The sequence below is a fragment of the Streptomyces sp. ISL-66 genome (assembly GCF_018614135.1).
In the GTDB taxonomy this organism is placed as follows: Bacteria; Actinomycetota; Actinomycetes; order Streptomycetales; family Streptomycetaceae; genus Streptomyces.
The window spans coordinates 1-15,231 of sequence record NZ_JAGGOW010000110.1 but is presented as its reverse complement, the minus strand read 5'-3'; the positions used below and the strand labels follow the sequence as shown (position 1 = coordinate 15,231).

Here is a 15,231-nt window from a genome sequence, read left to right as displayed (position 1 = left end):
AGGGGAGGGTCCCCGGGGCCGGTCCGTCCCCCGGCGGGGAGCGGACCGGTGGTCCCGGGGGTCAGGCCTAGCTGAGGGTCGCGATCACTTCGCGGACCTTGGTGTTGATCTCGGCCGGGATCGGGGCGTAGCCGTTCTCGGTCAGGACCTTCTGACCGGCGTCGGACGCGGTGTAGTTCAGGAAGGACTTCACGGTCGGGAGCGTCTCGGCCTTGTTGCCCTTGTCGCAGACGACCTCGTAGGTCACCAGGACGATCGGGTAGGCGCCCTCGGACTTGGTGGTGTAGTCGAGCTTGAGCGCCAGGTCGGAACCGGTGCCGGAGATCTTGGCGGCGGCGATGGCCTTGGAGGCGTTCTCGCCGGTGGCCTTGACCGGAGTGGCGGCGCCCGTGTTCACGTCCACGGTCTTGATGCTCTGCGAGGAGGCGTAGGAGAGCTCGAAGTAGCCGATCGCACCGTCGACGGCCTTGACCTGCGAGGCGACGCCGGCGGAGCCGGAGGCGGCCTGGCCGCCCGGGGCCGGCCACTTCTTCGCGGCCTCGTACGTCCAGGCTTCGGGAGCGGCGGCCTTGAGGTACTTGCCCAGGTTCTCGGTGGTGCCCGAGTCCTCGGAGCGGTGGAACGCCTGGATCGCGGTGGGGGGAAGCGTGACGCCGGGGTTCAGCTTCTTGATCGCCTCGTCGTCCCACTTCTTGATCTTGTCGTTGAAGATGTTGGCGATCGTGGTGGCGTCGAGGTTCAGCTTGTCCACGCCGGCGACGTTGAAGCCGAGGGCGATCGGGCCGCCGACCATGGGCAGGTCGATGCCCTGGCCGCCGGTGCAGATCTTCTTCGACTCCTCGACGGCTTCGGGCTTCAGCGCGGAGTCCGTACCGGCGAAGCCGACGGTGCCCTGGTTGAAGGCGACGATGCCCTCACCGGAGGAGGAGGACTTGTAGTTCACCTCGACGCCGGAGCAGGCCGCCATGTAGTTCTTGATCCACAGGTCGACCGCGTTCTTCTGCGCGGAGGAGCCGGAGGCCAGGACCTTGCCCTTGGCGCCGTCGCACTTGATGTCGCTCACCGCTGCGGTCGACTTGCCGGGCGTGCCGGCGTCGTTCTTGGTGTTGTCGTCCGAGCCGCACGCCGTGAGGACCAGGGCACCGGACACGACGAGCGCCCCGAGGGCGGAGGCACGAAGCATGCTCTTGCGCTGAAGCGTCACTTTCGGGTGTTTCCTTCCAGAAGCCGCCGGCCGCTTTCTGGATCGGGGCGGCGTGCGAAGAGGACTACGTCGGTTTGCCCGGGGGAACCGCTCGCCGTGGCCGCGACTCTCTCCTTGCTCCTACGACGTTAGGCAGATCAGGTGAAGCGGCCGACCGGGGTAGGTGAACGGATGGTGAACCGTGGCGGGCGGGGTGGTGCGGAGGCAGGGTTCGCCATCCGACGACATCCCCCGTTGTCCCGCCGTTACCGTAGCGTGACCACGCCGACGGCCCGGAAGCGGGACGTCGTGGCCGGAAGTAGTCAGGGCCGAAGGGGCAGGGCCGAAGGGGCAGGGCCGAAAGGTCAGGCCTGCGCCGGAGCCGGCAGCCAGATGTGCTGGAAGGCGAGCCGCGAGGCCTCGACCTCGTGCCGCTGGTCCGCGTGCAGGACGCCGAGGGCGTAGGCCGTCGCGGGGGCGATACGGGGCGTGCGGGCCGCCGTGGCCGAGGCCCCGGCGGCCTCCGCGGCGTCCCGGTGGCGGTCCAGGGCCTCGCCGGCGGCCGCCAGCCGGGCCACGTCCTCGCCGAGCGCCTCCCGCGCGTACCGGTGGACCCGCAGCAGGCGGCGCACCTCGTTCCACGGGCCGTCGTGGTCCGCGTCGTACGGGTGCGAGGGGGAGGGGGCGGGGAGGGCGGCCACCGCCGCCGACAGGCGGGATCCGGCCACCTCCGCCAGGGGAACCAGGACGTCGTCCACCCGGCCCCGCGCCGCGACCGGGTCCAGCGGGACCTCCGAGGCCAGCACGGCCACCGCGTCGGCGACCGCGTGGAAGCGGGAGGAGCCCAGGGCCTGGAGCGCCGCCGAGTGCGCCCGCGTGCGGGACAGCGTCAGCTGCCGCTCCAGCAGCGCGCCCGCCCGGGCCGAGCCCACGGTCAGCGAGCCCGCCGTACCCCGGGGCGCGGGCACCTCGGGGCTTCCCGACAGCCGGTGCAGGGCGTCCATCAGCCGCGTGAGGCGGGCGCCGTACGCGTGCGCGTCGGCCAGCGTCGCCGAGAGCCACACCAGCTCCGTGCGCAGCGAGTCCGCCCAGCCGGTTTCGGCCACCGCTCTGAACGTGGACAGGGACGAGGAGATCCGGCGCGCCGCCCCCCGCAGGCCGCGCGCCGCTTCGCCGCCCTCGGCGGCCCCGCTCGCCGCGCCCTCGTCGTGCAGGCGCAGCCCGCGCAGGAAGGCGGTGGCCTGTGCGCGCAGGTACGCACCGAGTACGTCGCCTGCCGTGATCGCGGTCGGGTCATGGTTTGACTGAGCCACGCCGGCGCCTCCGGGCGTCTATGAGCATCTCCTGAACGTGCCGCAGCGGCTGGCCCTCGCCGTCCGTGCCGTGCCGGGTCCATTCGCCGTCCGGGCCCAGGTGCCACGAGGAGGTGGCGTCGGACATCCCGGTCTCCAGCAGCCGGTCCAGGGCCGCGCGGTGGGCCGGGTCGGCGACCCTGACCAGTGCCTCGATACGGCGGTCGAGGTTGCGGTGCATCATGTCGGCGCTGCCTATGTACACCTCGGGTTCGCCGCCGTTGCCGAAGGCGAAGACCCGGGAGTGTTCGAGGAAGCGGCCGAGGATCGAGCGGACCCGGACGTTGTCCGAGAGCCCGGGGACCCCGGGGCGGATCGCGCAGATGCCGCGGACCCAGATGTCCACGGGGACCCCCGCCTGCGAGGCCCGGTAGAGGGAGTCGATCAGCGCCTCGTCGACGATGGAGTTCAACTTGAGGCGGACGTACGCGGGGCGGCCGGCCCGGTGGTGTGCGGCCTCCTTGTCGATCCGGGAGATCAGCCCGTCGCGCAGCGAGCGCGGGGCCACCAGCAGCCGGCGGTAGGTCTCGCGGCGCGAGTAGCCGGACAGCCGGTTGAAGAGGTCGGAGAGGTCGGCGCCGACTTGCGGGTCGGCGGTGAGCAGGCCGAGGTCCTCGTAGAGCCGTGCCGTTTTGGGGTGGTAGTTCCCGGTGCCGACGTGGGAGTAGCGGCGCAGCTGGTCGCCCTCCTGGCGGACGACGAGCGAGAGCTTGCAGTGCGTCTTGAGGCCGACGAGGCCGTAGACGACGTGGCAGCCGGACTCCTCCAGCTTGCGCGCCCACTTGATGTTGGCCTGCTCGTCGAAGCGGGCCTTGATCTCGACGAGTACGAGGACCTGCTTGCCGGCTTCGGCGGCGTCGATCAGGGCGTCCACGATGGGGGAGTCGCCGGAGGTCCGGTACAGGGTCTGCTTGATGGCGAGGACGTCCGGGTCGCCGGCGGCCTGCTCCAGGAAGGCCTGCACGGAGGTGGAGAAGGAGTCGTACGGGTGGTGCAGCAGCACGTCCCGTGCGCGCAGCGCGGCGAAGATGTCGGGCGCGGACGCGGACTCGACCTCGGCGAGGTCGCGGTGCGTGCCGGCGACGAACTTCGTGAACTTCAGCTCGGGCCGGTCCAGCGAGGCGATCCCGAAGAGCGCGGTCAGGTCCAGCGGGCCGGGCAGCGGGTACACCTCGGAGGGGTTGACCTTCAGCTCCTGCACGAGGAGGTCCAGGACGCCGGGGTCGATGGACTCCTCGACCTCCAGGCGGACCGGCGGCCCGAAGCGGCGCCGCATGAGCTCCTTCTCCAGGGCCTGGAGGAGGTTCTCGGCGTCGTCCTCCTCGACCTCCAGGTCCTCGTTGCGGGTCACGCGGAACATGTGGTGCGCGAGCACCTCCATGCCGGGGAACAGCTCCTCCAGGTGCGCGGCGATGACGTCCTCCAGGGGGACGTAGCGCTGCGGGGAGGCCTCCAGGAAGCGGGAGAGGAGCGGAGGGACCTTGACCCGGGCGAAGTGGCGGTGGCCGCTGACGGGATTGCGTACGACCACGGCCAGGTTCAGAGAGAGGCCGGAGATGTACGGGAACGGGTGCGCGGGGTCCACGGCCAGCGGGGTCAGCACCGGGAAGATCTGGTTGCGGAACAGGGTGAAGAGGCGGGCCTGCTCCTTCTCGGTGAGGTCGGGCCACCGGATGAGGTGGACGCCCTCCTCGGCGAGCTGCGGGGAGATGTCCTGCTGGAAGCAGGCGGCGTGGCGGGCCATGAGCTCGCGGGAGCGGGTCCAGATCTGGTCCAGCACCTCGCGGGGCTGCAGTCCCGAGGCCGAACGGGTGGCGACACCGGTCGCGATGCGGCGCTTGAGGCCGGCCACGCGGACCATGAAGAACTCGTCGAGGTTGCTCGCGAAGATCGCCAGGAAGTTCGCGCGTTCCAGCAGGGGCGTCGCCGGGTCCTCGGCGAGCTCCAGGACGCGCTCGTTGAAGGCCAGCCAGCTGCGCTCCCGGTCCAGGAAGCGGCCCGCGGGGAGCTCGCCGGTGTCCTTGTCCTCGTAGGAGTCCAGATCCGCGTCGATGTCCGGTTCCAGGTCCACGTGCGGGCGGTGGGCGGCTATGGAACCGAGCCGCGCGTGGGCGCCGCTGGCGGCGCGCGAGGCCACGGCTTCCGAGGAGGCCGCGGACGCGTGGGACGGCAGCTGGGAGGGAACGTCGGTGGGCGCCGCTGCGCTGGGCTTGTGGCTCATGACTCCATTCTTCCGCGCACGCGGGAGGACAGGCGCGTCGGAAGTGTCGGCCGTCAGTCGGAGTCGGGGCTGCATGTCGTCAGCTTCGCGACCGTGCGTTAATGCCCGGTTAATGGCGTATGGCTTCCAGGGTCCGGGCGGACGGCCGCGCCGTGCGGGCCGGGGCTGCGGGCGGGGCGCGGCCCCCGCCCTCCCCCGCGCGCGGTCAGCTTTCGGTGCGGTACATCAGGTCCGTTTCGTGGGTGACGAAGCCCAGGGATTCGTAGACGGCCAGTGCGGCCGGGTTGTCGGCGTCGACGTAGAGCATGGCCGTGGGGAGGCCGGCGGCGGCCAGGTGGCGCAGGCCGATCGCGGTGAGGGCCTTGCCGAGGCCGCCGCCCTGGGCGTCGGGGCGGACGCCGACCACGTAGACCTCGCCGAGCTGCTGCTCGGCGTGGACCTTCGTCCAGTGGAAGCCGACGAGTTCGCCGTCCCGCTCGGCGAGGAAGAAGCCCTTGGCGTCGAACCAGGGCTGCGCGACGCGGTCGTTCAGGTCCCGCTGCACCAGGGAGCCCTGCTCCGGGTGGTGGGCGAAGGCGGCGGCGTTGGTGGCGAGCCAGGCCGCGTCGTCGGCGCCGGGCACGAAGGTGCGTACCGTCACGCCCGGCGGGAGGACCGGTTCCGGCAGCGGCGGGGCGCCCGCGCCGAGCGGGCGGCGCAGCTGGCGCAGCTCGCGGAACAGGGTCAGGCCGAGGACCTGCGCGAGGTGGCGGGCGGCGGACTTGCCGCCGTGCGCCCACACCCGGATCCGCTTGCCGGAGGCGGCCAGCAGGGCGGTGCCCAGGGCCCGCCCGTGACCGCGGCCGCGCATCGAGGGGTGGACGACGAGCTCGGCGGCGGGTGCCTCCACCGGGTCGGTGTCCTCCAGCTGCCCGTATCCGGCGAGCCGGCCGCGCTCGGTGAGCAGGAAGTGCCGGATCCCCTCGCGCGACCCGCCGCGCAGTTGGAGTCGGCCCTGCTCGGACACGGCGGTGGTGCCGTCGCTGCGTGCCGCCTCCTCGATGAGGGCGAGGACGGCGTCGGCCTGTTCCTCCGTCAGTTCGTCGAGGGTCTCGATCTGGCGTCCCGGCTCCAGGGTCGCTGCTGCGTCGTCAGTCATGAGCCGAGCCTACGACCACGGCGGGAGCCCGCGCTGGCACGGGCGCGACGGCCTCGCGTCTCGTGTGCGTAACCAGCTCGATACCAGCTACCCCCTGTCGCGCTACGCGCGTTGACTCTAGGCTTCCCCAGACCTCCCAAGACGTATCGCTGTCCGCAAAGGGGACTAAATGTCAGCGACGCCACAACGGCACCGCCGAACCCGCCGGTTGACCCTCACCGCCCTCGCCGTCACGACGGCGGCCGGTGCGCTGGTCGCCGCCGCCCTTCCGGCCGGTGCCGCGAGTGGTGGCGGCGACGGCCACGACAACGGCCGTACCGTCGACGTGCAGATGCTGTCGTTCAACGACCTCCACGGCACGCTGGAGCCCCCGCAGGGCTCCTCCGGCACCGTGGCCGAGCGGCAGGCCGACGGCACCACCAAATCCATACCCGCGGGCGGAGTCGAGTACCTGGCGACCGGCCTGCGCGAGGCCCGAAAGGGCCACCCGTACTCCGTCACCGCGGCGGCCGGCGACATGATCGGCGCCAGCCCGATGGTGTCTGGCCTCTTCCACGACGAGCCCACCATCGAGGCCCTCAACGACCTCGAACTGGACGTCACCAGCGTCGGCAACCACGAGTTCGACGAGGGCAAGACCGAGCTGCGCCGCATGCAGTACGGCGGCTGCCACCCGGTCGAGGGCTGCTTCGAGTACGGCAAGGGCTTCGACGGCGCGGACTTCCAGTACCTCGCGGCGAACGTCGTCGAGGAGAAGACGAAGCGCCCGATGATGAGCCCGACCTTCGTCTGGAAGAAGGGGGACGTGAAGATCGGCTTCATCGGCGTCACCCTGGAGGGCACCCCCGACGTCGTGACCGCCGACGGGGTCAAGGGCCTCACGTTCGGCGACGAGGTCGAGACGATCAACAAGTACGCCGAGCAGCTGAACAAGCAGGGCGTGAAGTCGATCGTGGCGCTGGTCCACGAGGGCGGCCTGCCCGCGAGCGGCGCGTACAACTACGACTGCGACGTACCGGGCGCCGGCGCCGGCATCTCCGGGGCCATCGTCGACATCGCGAAGAACGTCTCGCCGAAGGTCGACGCCCTGGTCACCGGCCACACGCACCAGGCGTACGCCTGCAACATCCCCGACCCGGCGGGCAACCCGCGCACGGTCACCTCGGCCGCCTCCTACGGCCGGCTGTTCACGGACACCACCCTCACGTACGACCGCAAGACCAAGGACATCGTCCGTACGCCGGTCGCCGCGCCGAAGCCGGTCCAGAAGGTCGTGAACCGGGACCAGCCCAAGGCCCCGGACCTGACCGCGCTGATCCAGCGCTGGAACGCGCTCGCCGCGCCGATCGCGAGCCGTCCGATGGGTTACATCGCCGGGGACATCGCGGGACGCGGCTCGGCGGAGTTCGAGAAGCCGCTCGGCGACGTGATCGCCGACGCGCAGCTCGAGGCCCTGGCCCCGGCCGACAAGGGCGGCGCCCAGCTCGCCGTCATGAACCCGGGCGGCATCCGCGCCGACCTCGCCTACAAGGCGGCGGGCGGCGAGGGCGACGGGGTGGTGACGTACGGCGAGTCATACACGGTCCAGCCGTTCACCAACATGATGAACGTCGTCGACCTGACCGGCGCCCAGCTGGTCACCATGCTCCAGCAGCAGGTCAGCGGCACGGTCAACGGCCCGAACCCGAAGATCCTGCAGGTCTCCAAGGGCTTCACCTACACCCTGGACACCACCAAGGCGGGCGCCGAGCGCATCGTCGTGGACTCCGTGAAGCTGAACGGCGCGGCGATCGACCCCGCCAAGACCTACCGCGTCGCGATGAACGAGTTCCTCGCGGGCGGCGGCGACGGCTTCACGGTCCTGAAGGAGCACAAGAACAAGCTGGTGGGCGCGTCCGACCTGGACGTCTTCAACGCCTACCTGGCCGGGCACTCCTCGCAGACGGCCCCGCTGGCCGTCCCGACGGCGGACCGGATCACCGTCGTCAAGTAGGGCGACGGCAGTACGTACGCGAGTACGCGCGAGGGGGGTGGGCCACGACGGCCCACCCCCCTTCGGCGTGTCAGAGCGCGCGCACGAACTCCGCGAAGGCGGCCGGGGCGACGGTGAAGGCGGGGCCGTCGGGGTTCTTGGAGTCCCGGACGGCGATCCGGCAGGGCTGGGTGGCTACCTCGACGCAGTCGCCGCCGGTGGTGCTGCTGTACGAGGCCTTGCGCCAGTCGGCGGTGCCGAGAGGAGCGCACTCGACGCAGTCGCCGCCGGTGCCACCGCTGTAGCTCGACTTACGCCACAGAACGGCCTTCAGGTCCTGATTGGTCCCCATAACGTTCCTCCCGTACACAGGCGATCAGTTCCGCGGATTCCTCCACAGAGAGGGCCGCAGCCTGCAGGTGATCGTATCGGTGCGCGCAGTCCCTGACTGTGTCGGGATTGGCGGTCACATTGGCCGATCCGTAGCTCTCGGCATAGATGATATCGGGGTCGCTCTCGAACCTCAGGACGTTGAACGCGCCTACGGTCGCCGGATGTTGGCCGGCCGTGAAGGGCAAGACCTGGACACGGACAGCGCGCTGGTCTCGGAAGCCCAACAGGTGGTCCAGTTGGTTACGCATGATCGCGCGGGAGCCGAACGGCCGGTGTAGGACGGCTTCGTCCAGCACCACCCAGGTCAGGGGCGGGCGCTCCCTGCTCAGGATGCGCTGCCGCTCCAACCTTGCGGCCACGGCTTCGTCTAGCTTGTCCGACCATCCGGCCTGGAGCACCGCCCGTGCGTACGCCTCCGTCTGCAACAGCCCGTACACCAGCTGCGCCTGGAACGAGGAGATGTGTGTGGCCTTGGCCTCCATCTCCGCATACGCCTGGAACCACGTCGGCAGCTGACTCCGGAGCACCAGCCCCACCAGCCGGGAGAACACGCCGCCCGTCCCGAGCGCCGCGTCCAGCCGTTCCGAGAAGTCGCGGGTCGGTACCTTCCGGGCCGTCTCGATCTGGCCGATGAGTGAGGCGGCGCAGAAGACGATGTCCCCCAGCTGCCCCTGTTTCAGCCCGGCGGCCTCCCGCAGGCGGCGCAGTTCCGAGCCGTAGTAGTCCAGCGGGGACGCGCTGGGATCGAGATCGCGGATGTTGACCATGGAGCGGTCACCCCCAAGTACACGCCGTGCGGCGTTCGTTTCGGTCTCTTACCGAGCGTAGTGACGCGACTGCGGTCGGGTGGGGGAAATCCGCAACCCGTACCCGATCAGAGGCCGGCGAGGAAGCCCTTCACCGCCAGGGTGAAGCCCTCCGGGTCCTGGAGCTGGACGAAGTGGTCCGAGTCCACGGGGGCGTACGAGGTCCCGGGCCGGCGCGACACCATGGCGTCGGCCTGCTCCTGCCCGAGCACCTGGCTGCGTCGGCCGTGGACCAGCAGCGCCGGGCAGTCGCTCGCCAGCCAGGCCTCCCGGTGGTCGCCGTGGACGGCGTTCTCGGAGTCGACGGTGTCCTGCGGGTGGAACGGGAGCCTTGGCGGAGGCGTGGTCCGGTATGCCGCTCAACGGGCCCTACCAAGCCGGGAGTTGACCGAAGGTCAGGGCTACCGGTGGGTAGTAATGGCCGGCTCCGCGCGCCATAATCCGCGCACCACTGGGTCGACAAAGGGGCGGGCATGGGCGTGGAAGCGCGTACGGGCGGCGGGATCGGGCGGCGCGGGTTTCTGGCCGGGGCGGCGGCCCTCGGGGCCGGGGTGGCGCTGGGGGCGAGTGCCGCACCGGCCTCCGCCCAGGCGCTCGGGACCCAGGACTGGATGGGCGGGCTCGGCGACTCCACCGCCCTCCAGCGGATGACCATCCCCGGCACCCACGATTCGGGCGCGACCAGGGGCGGGCTCTACGTCGCCTGCCAGAACACCTCCGTCGCCGAGCAGCTCGACTCCGGGATCCGCTTCCTGGACGTCCGCTGCCGGGTGAGCGGCGGCTCGTTCGCGATCCACCACGGCGCCTACTACCAGAACTTGATGTTCGGGGACGTGCTCGTGGCCTGCTGGAACTTCCTCGCCGCCCACCCCTCCGAGACCGTGCTGATGCGGCTCAAGCAGGAGTACTCCGAGGAGAGCGACGCCACCTTCCGCGCCGTCTTCGACGACTACCTGAACAACCGGGGCTGGAGCCCGCTGTTCAAGATCGCGAACACGCTGCCCACCCTCGGCCAGACGCGCGGAAAGGTCCTGCTGCTCCCCGACAACGGCGGCCTGCCCGGAGGGCTGCGCTACGGCGACGGCAACGTCTTCGACATCCAGGACGACTACATGGCCGAGCCCTTCGGCAAGCGGGGGAAGATCGAGAACCAGTTCCGCAAGGCCGTCGCCCAGCCGGGGAAGCTCTTCATGAACTACACGAGCACGGCGGCCGGCCTGCCGCCCCGGTGGAATTCCGACCGGCTCAATCCGCAGGTGCACTCGTTCGTCGACGGCTCGGAGCTGGCCGGCCGGACCGGGCTCGGGATCGTCCCGATGGACTTCCCCAACACCCGCTCCGGCCTGGTCGCCTCACTGATCCGGCACAACTGACGGCTGCCCCGAGAGCTCCTGCCCGTCGGCCGGAGCCGGGCTCGGCGGCGGAGTCGGGGCCCCCGGGACGCGGAGCACCGCTTCCGTGCCGGGCCCGCCGTCGCGCGGCGCCCGCAGCTCGGCCGTGCCGCCCGCGCGCAGCACCGTACGGGCCACGATCGACAGGCCGAGGCCGCTGCCGGGCAGTGCGCGGGCCGACGGGGAGCGCCAGAAGCGCTCGAAGACGTGCGGGAGGTCGTCGGCCGGGATGCCGGGCCCGTGGTCGCGTACGGTCAGCTCGCCCGCGCGCAGCACCACGGCGACCTCGCCGCCCGGCGGGCTGAACTTCACCGCGTTGTCCAGGACGTTGACCACCGCGCGCTCCAGGGCCGCCGCCTCGCCGCGTACGTACCAGGGCGCCAGGTCGGAGGTGAACTCCAGCTCCGGGCCGCGCAGCCGGGCCCGGGACAGCGCGGTGCGCGCGATCTCGTGCAGGGCCACCACGCCCAGCGGACCGGGGGCGGCCGCGTCCGGGCGGGACAGCTCCTGCAAGTCACCGATCAGCGAGGCCAGTTCCGTCATCTGCGCCTTGACCGAGGCCAGCAGCTCCTTGCGGTCCTCGGGCGGGATGGCGCGGCCGGTCTGCTCGCTGCGCGCCAGCAGTTCGATGTTGGTGCGCAGGGAGGTGAGCGGGGTGCGCAGCTCGTGCCCGGCGTCCGCGATCAGCTGCGCCTGGCGCTCCTGGGAGGAGGCGAGCGCGGCCGTCATGGAGTTGAAGGACCGCGACAGGCGGGCGATCTCGTCGTCGCCCTCGTCGGGGATCCGGACGGTCAGGTCCTCGGTGCGGGCGATGTGCTCGACGGCGCCGGTCAGTTCGTCGACCGGGCGCAGCCCCGTACGGGCCACCCACAGGCCGGCCGCGCCGGCGCCGACGACACCGATGCCGCAGACGAGGACGAGCACCCAGGCCAGGGTGGACAGGGGCTTGTCGATGTCGGAGAGGGGCTTGGCTACCGAGATCGCGGCGTTCTGCACACCCGGTCCGGAGGTCAGCTCCACGGGCTGGGTGTAGATGCGCACGGGGGTGCCGTCCGTGGTCTTGCCGTCGTACATGACCGCTCCGCGCAGCCCCTTGGCCACTTCGAGGTCGTAGGCGGTGACCGGGAGGGTGTTCTTCCCGTCCACCCAGCAGCGCCCGCCCGCCGGCAGCACGATCTGCACCTGCGCGCTCAGGTTGTTCTCGAAGGGGCCGGGCACCTTCTCCTGGCAGCCGAGCCGGTTCAGTGTCTGGCTCGCCTGCGCCCTGGCGTTGGTGGAGCGCAGCGAGCTGTTCAGCTGGTCGTTGAGCTGGGTGCGGACCATGAACCAGCTGATGACGGCGACGGCCGCGACGGCCACCGCCACCGCGACCGTGACGAGCAGGGCGAGCCGCGAGCGCAGCGGGAGGGCGCGGAATCTGGCGGCCGGGCTCATTCGGGGCCGCTCTCGCCGGCCCGCAGTACGAAGCCCACCCCGCGCACGGTGTGGACCAGGCGGGGCTCGCCCCCGGCCTCGGTCTTGCGGCGCAGGTACATCACGTACACGTCCAGCGAGTTGGAGCTGGGCTCGAAGTCGAAGCCCCACACGGTCTTGAGGATCTGCTCGCGGGTCAGGACCTGGCGCGGGTGCGCGAGGAACATCTCCAGCAGGGTGAACTCGGTACGGGTCAGTTCCACGGGGCGTCCGGCGCGGGTGACCTCGCGGGTGACCAGGTCCATGCGCAGGTCGCCGAAGACCAGGGCGTCGGCGTCCTCGGGGAGGGCGCCTCCGTGGGCGGCGTAGGAGCTGCGGCGCAGGAGTGCGCGGACGCGGGCGAAGAGCTCGTCCAGCTCGAACGGCTTGACCAGGTAGTCGTCGGCGCCGGCGTCGAGGCCGGTGACGCGGTCGCCGACGGTGTCGCGGGCGGTCAGCATCAGGACCGGGGTGGTGGTGCCGGCGGCGCGCAGGCGCCGGGCGGCCGTCAGACCGTCCATCCGGGGCATCTGGATGTCCAGGATGATCAGGTCGGGGGCGTAGGAGGCCGCCTTGTCGAGGGCGTCGAGCCCGTCGACGGCGGTCTGTACGCCGTACCCCTCGAAGGCCAGGCTGCGGCGCAGGGCCTCGCGCACGGCCGGTTCGTCGTCGACGACGAGGATGCGCTGCTGGTCGCCTTCGGCGGTCATTCGGTCCCCCAGGGGTGGTGGTCGGTCTCCTCACAGGCTCGCACGGTCGCCCTAGTAGGAGGTCCCGAAACCGGTGGTGCCGCTGCTGCTGCCGCCACCGTTGCCGGTGCTGTCGCCGCCGCCCGCGCCGCCGGGGCCGCCCTTGCGCAGGGAGGGCAGGTCGGCCTTGATCGTGTTGACGGGGATGGCGAAGCCGAGGCCGACGCTGCCGGCGGAGCCGCTGCCGCTGGAGGGGGAGTAGATCGCGGAGGGCATCCCGACGATCTCGCCGTTCATGTTGACCAGGGCGCCGCCGGAGTTGCCGGGGTTGAGGGAGGCGTCGGTCTGGATGGCCCTGTACGAGGTGGTGTCCGATCCGGTGTTCCCGTTGAACTGCTTGCCGCCGTAGGAGAACGGGAAGCCGTCCTGGGGGGACTGCTGCTGCTCGGACTTCGGGACGTTCACCTCGCGGTTCAGCGCGGAGACGATGCCGCTGGTGACCGTGCCGGTGAGGCGGTCGGGGGAGCCGATGGCGACGACCTCGTCGCCGACCTTGAGCTTGTCGGAGTCGCCGAGAGCGGCGGCTTTGAGGCCGGTGGCGCCCTGGAGCTTGATGAGGGCGAGGTCCTTGTCCGGGTCCGTGCCGACGATCTTCGCCTGGTACTTCTTGCCGTCGCTCATCGTCACCTGGATCTGGGAGGCGCCGTCGACGACGTGGTTGTTGGTGACGATCTCCCCGTCGGCGGTGATCACGACGCCGGAGCCGGTGCCCTGGCCGGACCCGGTGCTGGTGTCGATGCGGACGACGGAGGGGCTGACGTTCTCGGCCACGCCGGAGACGGTGCCGCTGTTCGACTGCGAGATGGTGTTGCCGTTGACCCCGGCGCCGCCGACGCTTCCGTTGGCGGCGAGCAGCTGCTGTACGCCGGCCGCCGTGCCGCCGCCGATGACCGCCGCGGCCAGGGCGACGGCGGCGAGGAGCGCGACGGGGCGCTTGGCGCGGGCCTGCCCGTGGTGCGGGACCGGGGCGGGGGCCGCGGCGGCGGCCTCGCCCCAGGTGGCCCAACCGCCGTGGCCGGCTCCGCCGGCGCTCGGGGGGACGGTCTCGCCCTGGATGACGGGCGGGGTGTGGGCCTCGTGCCAGCCCGGGGCGGGCGGGGAGGCCGGGGGGTAGGCGGGCGGCGGGGGGTACGAGGCCTCGTGGGCCAACCGGTCACGACCGCGCTGCCAGTCCTCGCCGAGGGGCGCGGGCTGGGCCGGGCGGTTCTCCTGGGGGTACTCGCCTTCGCGGCGGAAGTTCTCGGTCATGGATACGACGGTGCGCCCGGATCATGAGAGCTTCCTGAATCCCCGCTGAGAAGCCCGACAGAACCGTGTATGCCCGATATAAGCCCGGGTGACTTCGGCCTCGCCGGCGTTTCCCCGCAGGGTCAGTGGCAGCCGCAGGAGCGGCGGATGACCAGGGCCGACGGGAACTGCTTCAGGCGTTCCCGGCGGGAGCCGGCCACGCGGAGCGCGTCGTCCAGGACGAGGTCCACCGCCGCGCGGGCCATCGCCGGGCGGTCCGAGGCGATCGTCGTGAGCGGCGGGTCCGTGAGGGCCGCCTCCTTCACGTCGTCGAAGCCGGCCACGGCCAGCTCCCCGGGAACGTCGATGCGCAGCTCCCGCGCCGCCCGCAGCACGCCGATCGCCTGGTCGTCCGTGGCGCAGAAGATGGCCGGGGGCCGGTCCGGGCCGGCCAGGACCTCCAGGGCGACCTTGTACGCGTCGTAGCGGTTGTACGGGGCCTGGAAGAGGCGGCCCTCCACGGAGCGGCCGGATTCGAGCATCGCCCGGCGCCAGCCCTCGACGTGGTCGGCCACCGGGTCGCCCACCTCGGGGGTGCTCTCGACGCCGCCGAGGCAGGCCACGTACGGGTGCCCGTGCTCCAGCAGGTGCCGGGTGGCGAGCTGGGCGCCGCCGATGTCGTCGGTGACGACGGCGACGTCGTCGATCGCCTCCGGGCGCTCGTGGAGGAGGACCACCCGCGCGTCCCACGCCTCGATCTCCGAGGCGGCCCGCTCGCTCATGCCCTGGCTGACGAGGATCAGTCCGGAGACCCGCATGCCGAGGAACGCCCGCAGGTAGTGGACCTCGCGCTCGTCGCGGTAGTCGGAGTTCCCGACCAGGACCATTTTCCCGCGTTCGGCGGCGGCCTGTTCGACCGCGTGCGCCATCTCCGCGAAGAACGGCTGACGGGCATCGGGGACGATCATGCCTATGAGGTCGGTGCGCCGTGAGGCCATCGCCTGCGCGACCCGGTCCGGGCGGTAGCCCAGGTCCTTGATCGCGGCGAGGACACGCTCGCGCGTGGCCGGGGCAACCGGCCGGGGTCCGTTGTTGATCACGTAACTCACGACGGCGGTAGAAGTACCCGCAAGTCGTGCCACGTCATCCCGCGTCACCTTGGCCACGCGCGGCAGTCTACGCGGGGTGACCTGCCTCTGGGCAGGGCGTCCGGGGAGGTCGGTCCCGCGGCCCCCTAGGTCCTGTCTGGAGTCCAGATCATGAGTTTGGTAGATCGCCTGCGCGCAGGGTCTTGGTCTTGATAGGCCATCAGTCATGGCACGAGGCGATCTCACCGACGAGCAGTGG

General features: G+C 71.5%; 12 protein-coding genes. 2 read left to right on the top strand and 10 right to left on the bottom strand.

Annotation, left to right across the window (positions count from 1 at the left end):
- Window positions 1-67: 67 nt before the first annotated feature.
- The 4 genes from pstS to mshD all read right to left on the bottom strand — a co-directional run bounded on the left by pstS (window position 68) and on the right by mshD (window position 5,894).
- Window positions 68-1,204 carry a phosphate ABC transporter substrate-binding protein PstS gene (gene pstS, locus J7E97_RS21090; RefSeq protein WP_215029544.1) on the bottom strand — a complete coding sequence of 379 codons (1,137 nt, stop codon included), beginning with the start codon at window positions 1,202-1,204 and terminating at the stop codon, window positions 68-70.
- A gap of 344 nt (window positions 1,205-1,548) precedes the next feature.
- Entirely contained in the window at window positions 1,549-2,496 is a 948-nt protein-coding gene (locus J7E97_RS21085) for a CHAD domain-containing protein (RefSeq protein WP_215029541.1), read from the bottom strand.
- Complete coding sequence (locus J7E97_RS21080; protein WP_215029538.1) at window positions 2,477-4,756, bottom strand: RNA degradosome polyphosphate kinase; 2,280 nt, start codon at window positions 4,754-4,756, stop codon at window positions 2,477-2,479. The genes J7E97_RS21085 and J7E97_RS21080 overlap by 20 nt, the downstream gene beginning before the upstream one ends.
- A 205-nt stretch (window positions 4,757-4,961) precedes the next feature.
- Window positions 4,962-5,894 (bottom strand): mycothiol synthase, encoded by a 933-nt coding sequence (gene mshD / locus J7E97_RS21075; protein ID WP_215029535.1) that lies wholly within the window; start codon window positions 5,892-5,894, stop codon window positions 4,962-4,964.
- A gap of 169 nt (window positions 5,895-6,063) precedes the next feature.
- On the opposite strand from mshD, the gene J7E97_RS21070 reads away from it, so the two are divergent.
- Window positions 6,064-7,887 (top strand): bifunctional UDP-sugar hydrolase/5'-nucleotidase, encoded by a 1,824-nt coding sequence (locus J7E97_RS21070; RefSeq protein ID WP_215029532.1) that lies wholly within the window; start codon window positions 6,064-6,066, stop codon window positions 7,885-7,887.
- 70 nt (window positions 7,888-7,957) lie between these two features.
- Here J7E97_RS21070 and J7E97_RS21065 read toward each other — a convergent pair whose 3' ends face one another.
- Window positions 7,958-8,218 carry a DUF397 domain-containing protein gene (locus J7E97_RS21065; protein ID WP_215029528.1) on the bottom strand — a complete coding sequence of 87 codons (261 nt, stop codon included), beginning with the start codon at window positions 8,216-8,218 and terminating at the stop codon, window positions 7,958-7,960.
- A complete protein-coding gene (locus J7E97_RS21060; protein WP_215029525.1) occupies window positions 8,178-9,026 on the bottom strand; it encodes a helix-turn-helix transcriptional regulator in 849 nt (282 codons plus the stop codon). Before J7E97_RS21060 ends, J7E97_RS21065 begins: the two co-directional genes overlap by 41 nt.
- A gap of 512 nt (window positions 9,027-9,538) precedes the next feature.
- Between J7E97_RS21060 and J7E97_RS21055 the strand changes: the two genes are divergently transcribed.
- Entirely contained in the window at window positions 9,539-10,438 is a 900-nt protein-coding gene (locus J7E97_RS21055; RefSeq protein WP_215029522.1) for a phosphatidylinositol-specific phospholipase C, read from the top strand.
- On the opposite strand, the gene J7E97_RS21050 is transcribed toward J7E97_RS21055, so the two are convergent.
- From J7E97_RS21050 to J7E97_RS21035, 4 genes are all read right to left on the bottom strand, one after another.
- A complete protein-coding gene (locus tag J7E97_RS21050; protein ID WP_215029519.1) occupies window positions 10,418-11,890 on the bottom strand; it encodes a cell wall metabolism sensor histidine kinase WalK in 1,473 nt (490 codons plus the stop codon). The genes J7E97_RS21055 and J7E97_RS21050 overlap by 21 nt on opposite strands.
- Complete coding sequence (locus J7E97_RS21045; protein WP_215029516.1) at window positions 11,887-12,618, bottom strand: response regulator transcription factor; 732 nt, start codon at window positions 12,616-12,618, stop codon at window positions 11,887-11,889. Before J7E97_RS21045 ends, J7E97_RS21050 begins: the two co-directional genes overlap by 4 nt.
- A 51-nt stretch (window positions 12,619-12,669) precedes the next feature.
- Window positions 12,670-13,905 carry a S1C family serine protease gene (locus tag J7E97_RS21040; protein ID WP_215029513.1) on the bottom strand — a complete coding sequence of 412 codons (1,236 nt, stop codon included), beginning with the start codon at window positions 13,903-13,905 and terminating at the stop codon, window positions 12,670-12,672.
- A 122-nt stretch (window positions 13,906-14,027) separates the two neighbouring features.
- Window positions 14,028-15,050: a LacI family DNA-binding transcriptional regulator gene (locus tag J7E97_RS21035; protein ID WP_215029510.1), complete on the bottom strand. Its 1,023-nt coding sequence runs from the start codon at window positions 15,048-15,050 to the stop codon at window positions 14,028-14,030.
- Window positions 15,051-15,231 lie beyond the last annotated feature (181 nt).

Bases quoted from the DNA above. Each gene is read 5' to 3' on its own strand.
- J7E97_RS21060 (WP_215029525.1), bottom strand. From the start codon at position 9,026: ATGGTCAACATCCGCGATCTCGATCCCAGCGCGTCCCCGCTGGACTAC.
- J7E97_RS21055 (WP_215029522.1), top strand. From the start codon at position 9,539: ATGGGCGTGGAAGCGCGTACGGGCGGCGGGATCGGGCGGCGCGGGTTT.
- J7E97_RS21080 (WP_215029538.1), bottom strand. From the start codon at position 4,756: ATGAGCCACAAGCCCAGCGCAGCGGCGCCCACCGACGTTCCCTCCCAG.
- J7E97_RS21070 (WP_215029532.1), top strand. From the start codon at position 6,064: ATGTCAGCGACGCCACAACGGCACCGCCGAACCCGCCGGTTGACCCTC.
- J7E97_RS21050 (WP_215029519.1), bottom strand. From the start codon at position 11,890: ATGAGCCCGGCCGCCAGATTCCGCGCCCTCCCGCTGCGCTCGCGGCTC.
- J7E97_RS21040 (WP_215029513.1), bottom strand. From the start codon at position 13,905: ATGACCGAGAACTTCCGCCGCGAAGGCGAGTACCCCCAGGAGAACCGC.
- J7E97_RS21045 (WP_215029516.1), bottom strand. From the start codon at position 12,618: ATGACCGCCGAAGGCGACCAGCAGCGCATCCTCGTCGTCGACGACGAA.
- J7E97_RS21065 (WP_215029528.1), bottom strand. From the start codon at position 8,218: ATGGGGACCAATCAGGACCTGAAGGCCGTTCTGTGGCGTAAGTCGAGC.
- mshD (WP_215029535.1), bottom strand. From the start codon at position 5,894: ATGACTGACGACGCAGCAGCGACCCTGGAGCCGGGACGCCAGATCGAG.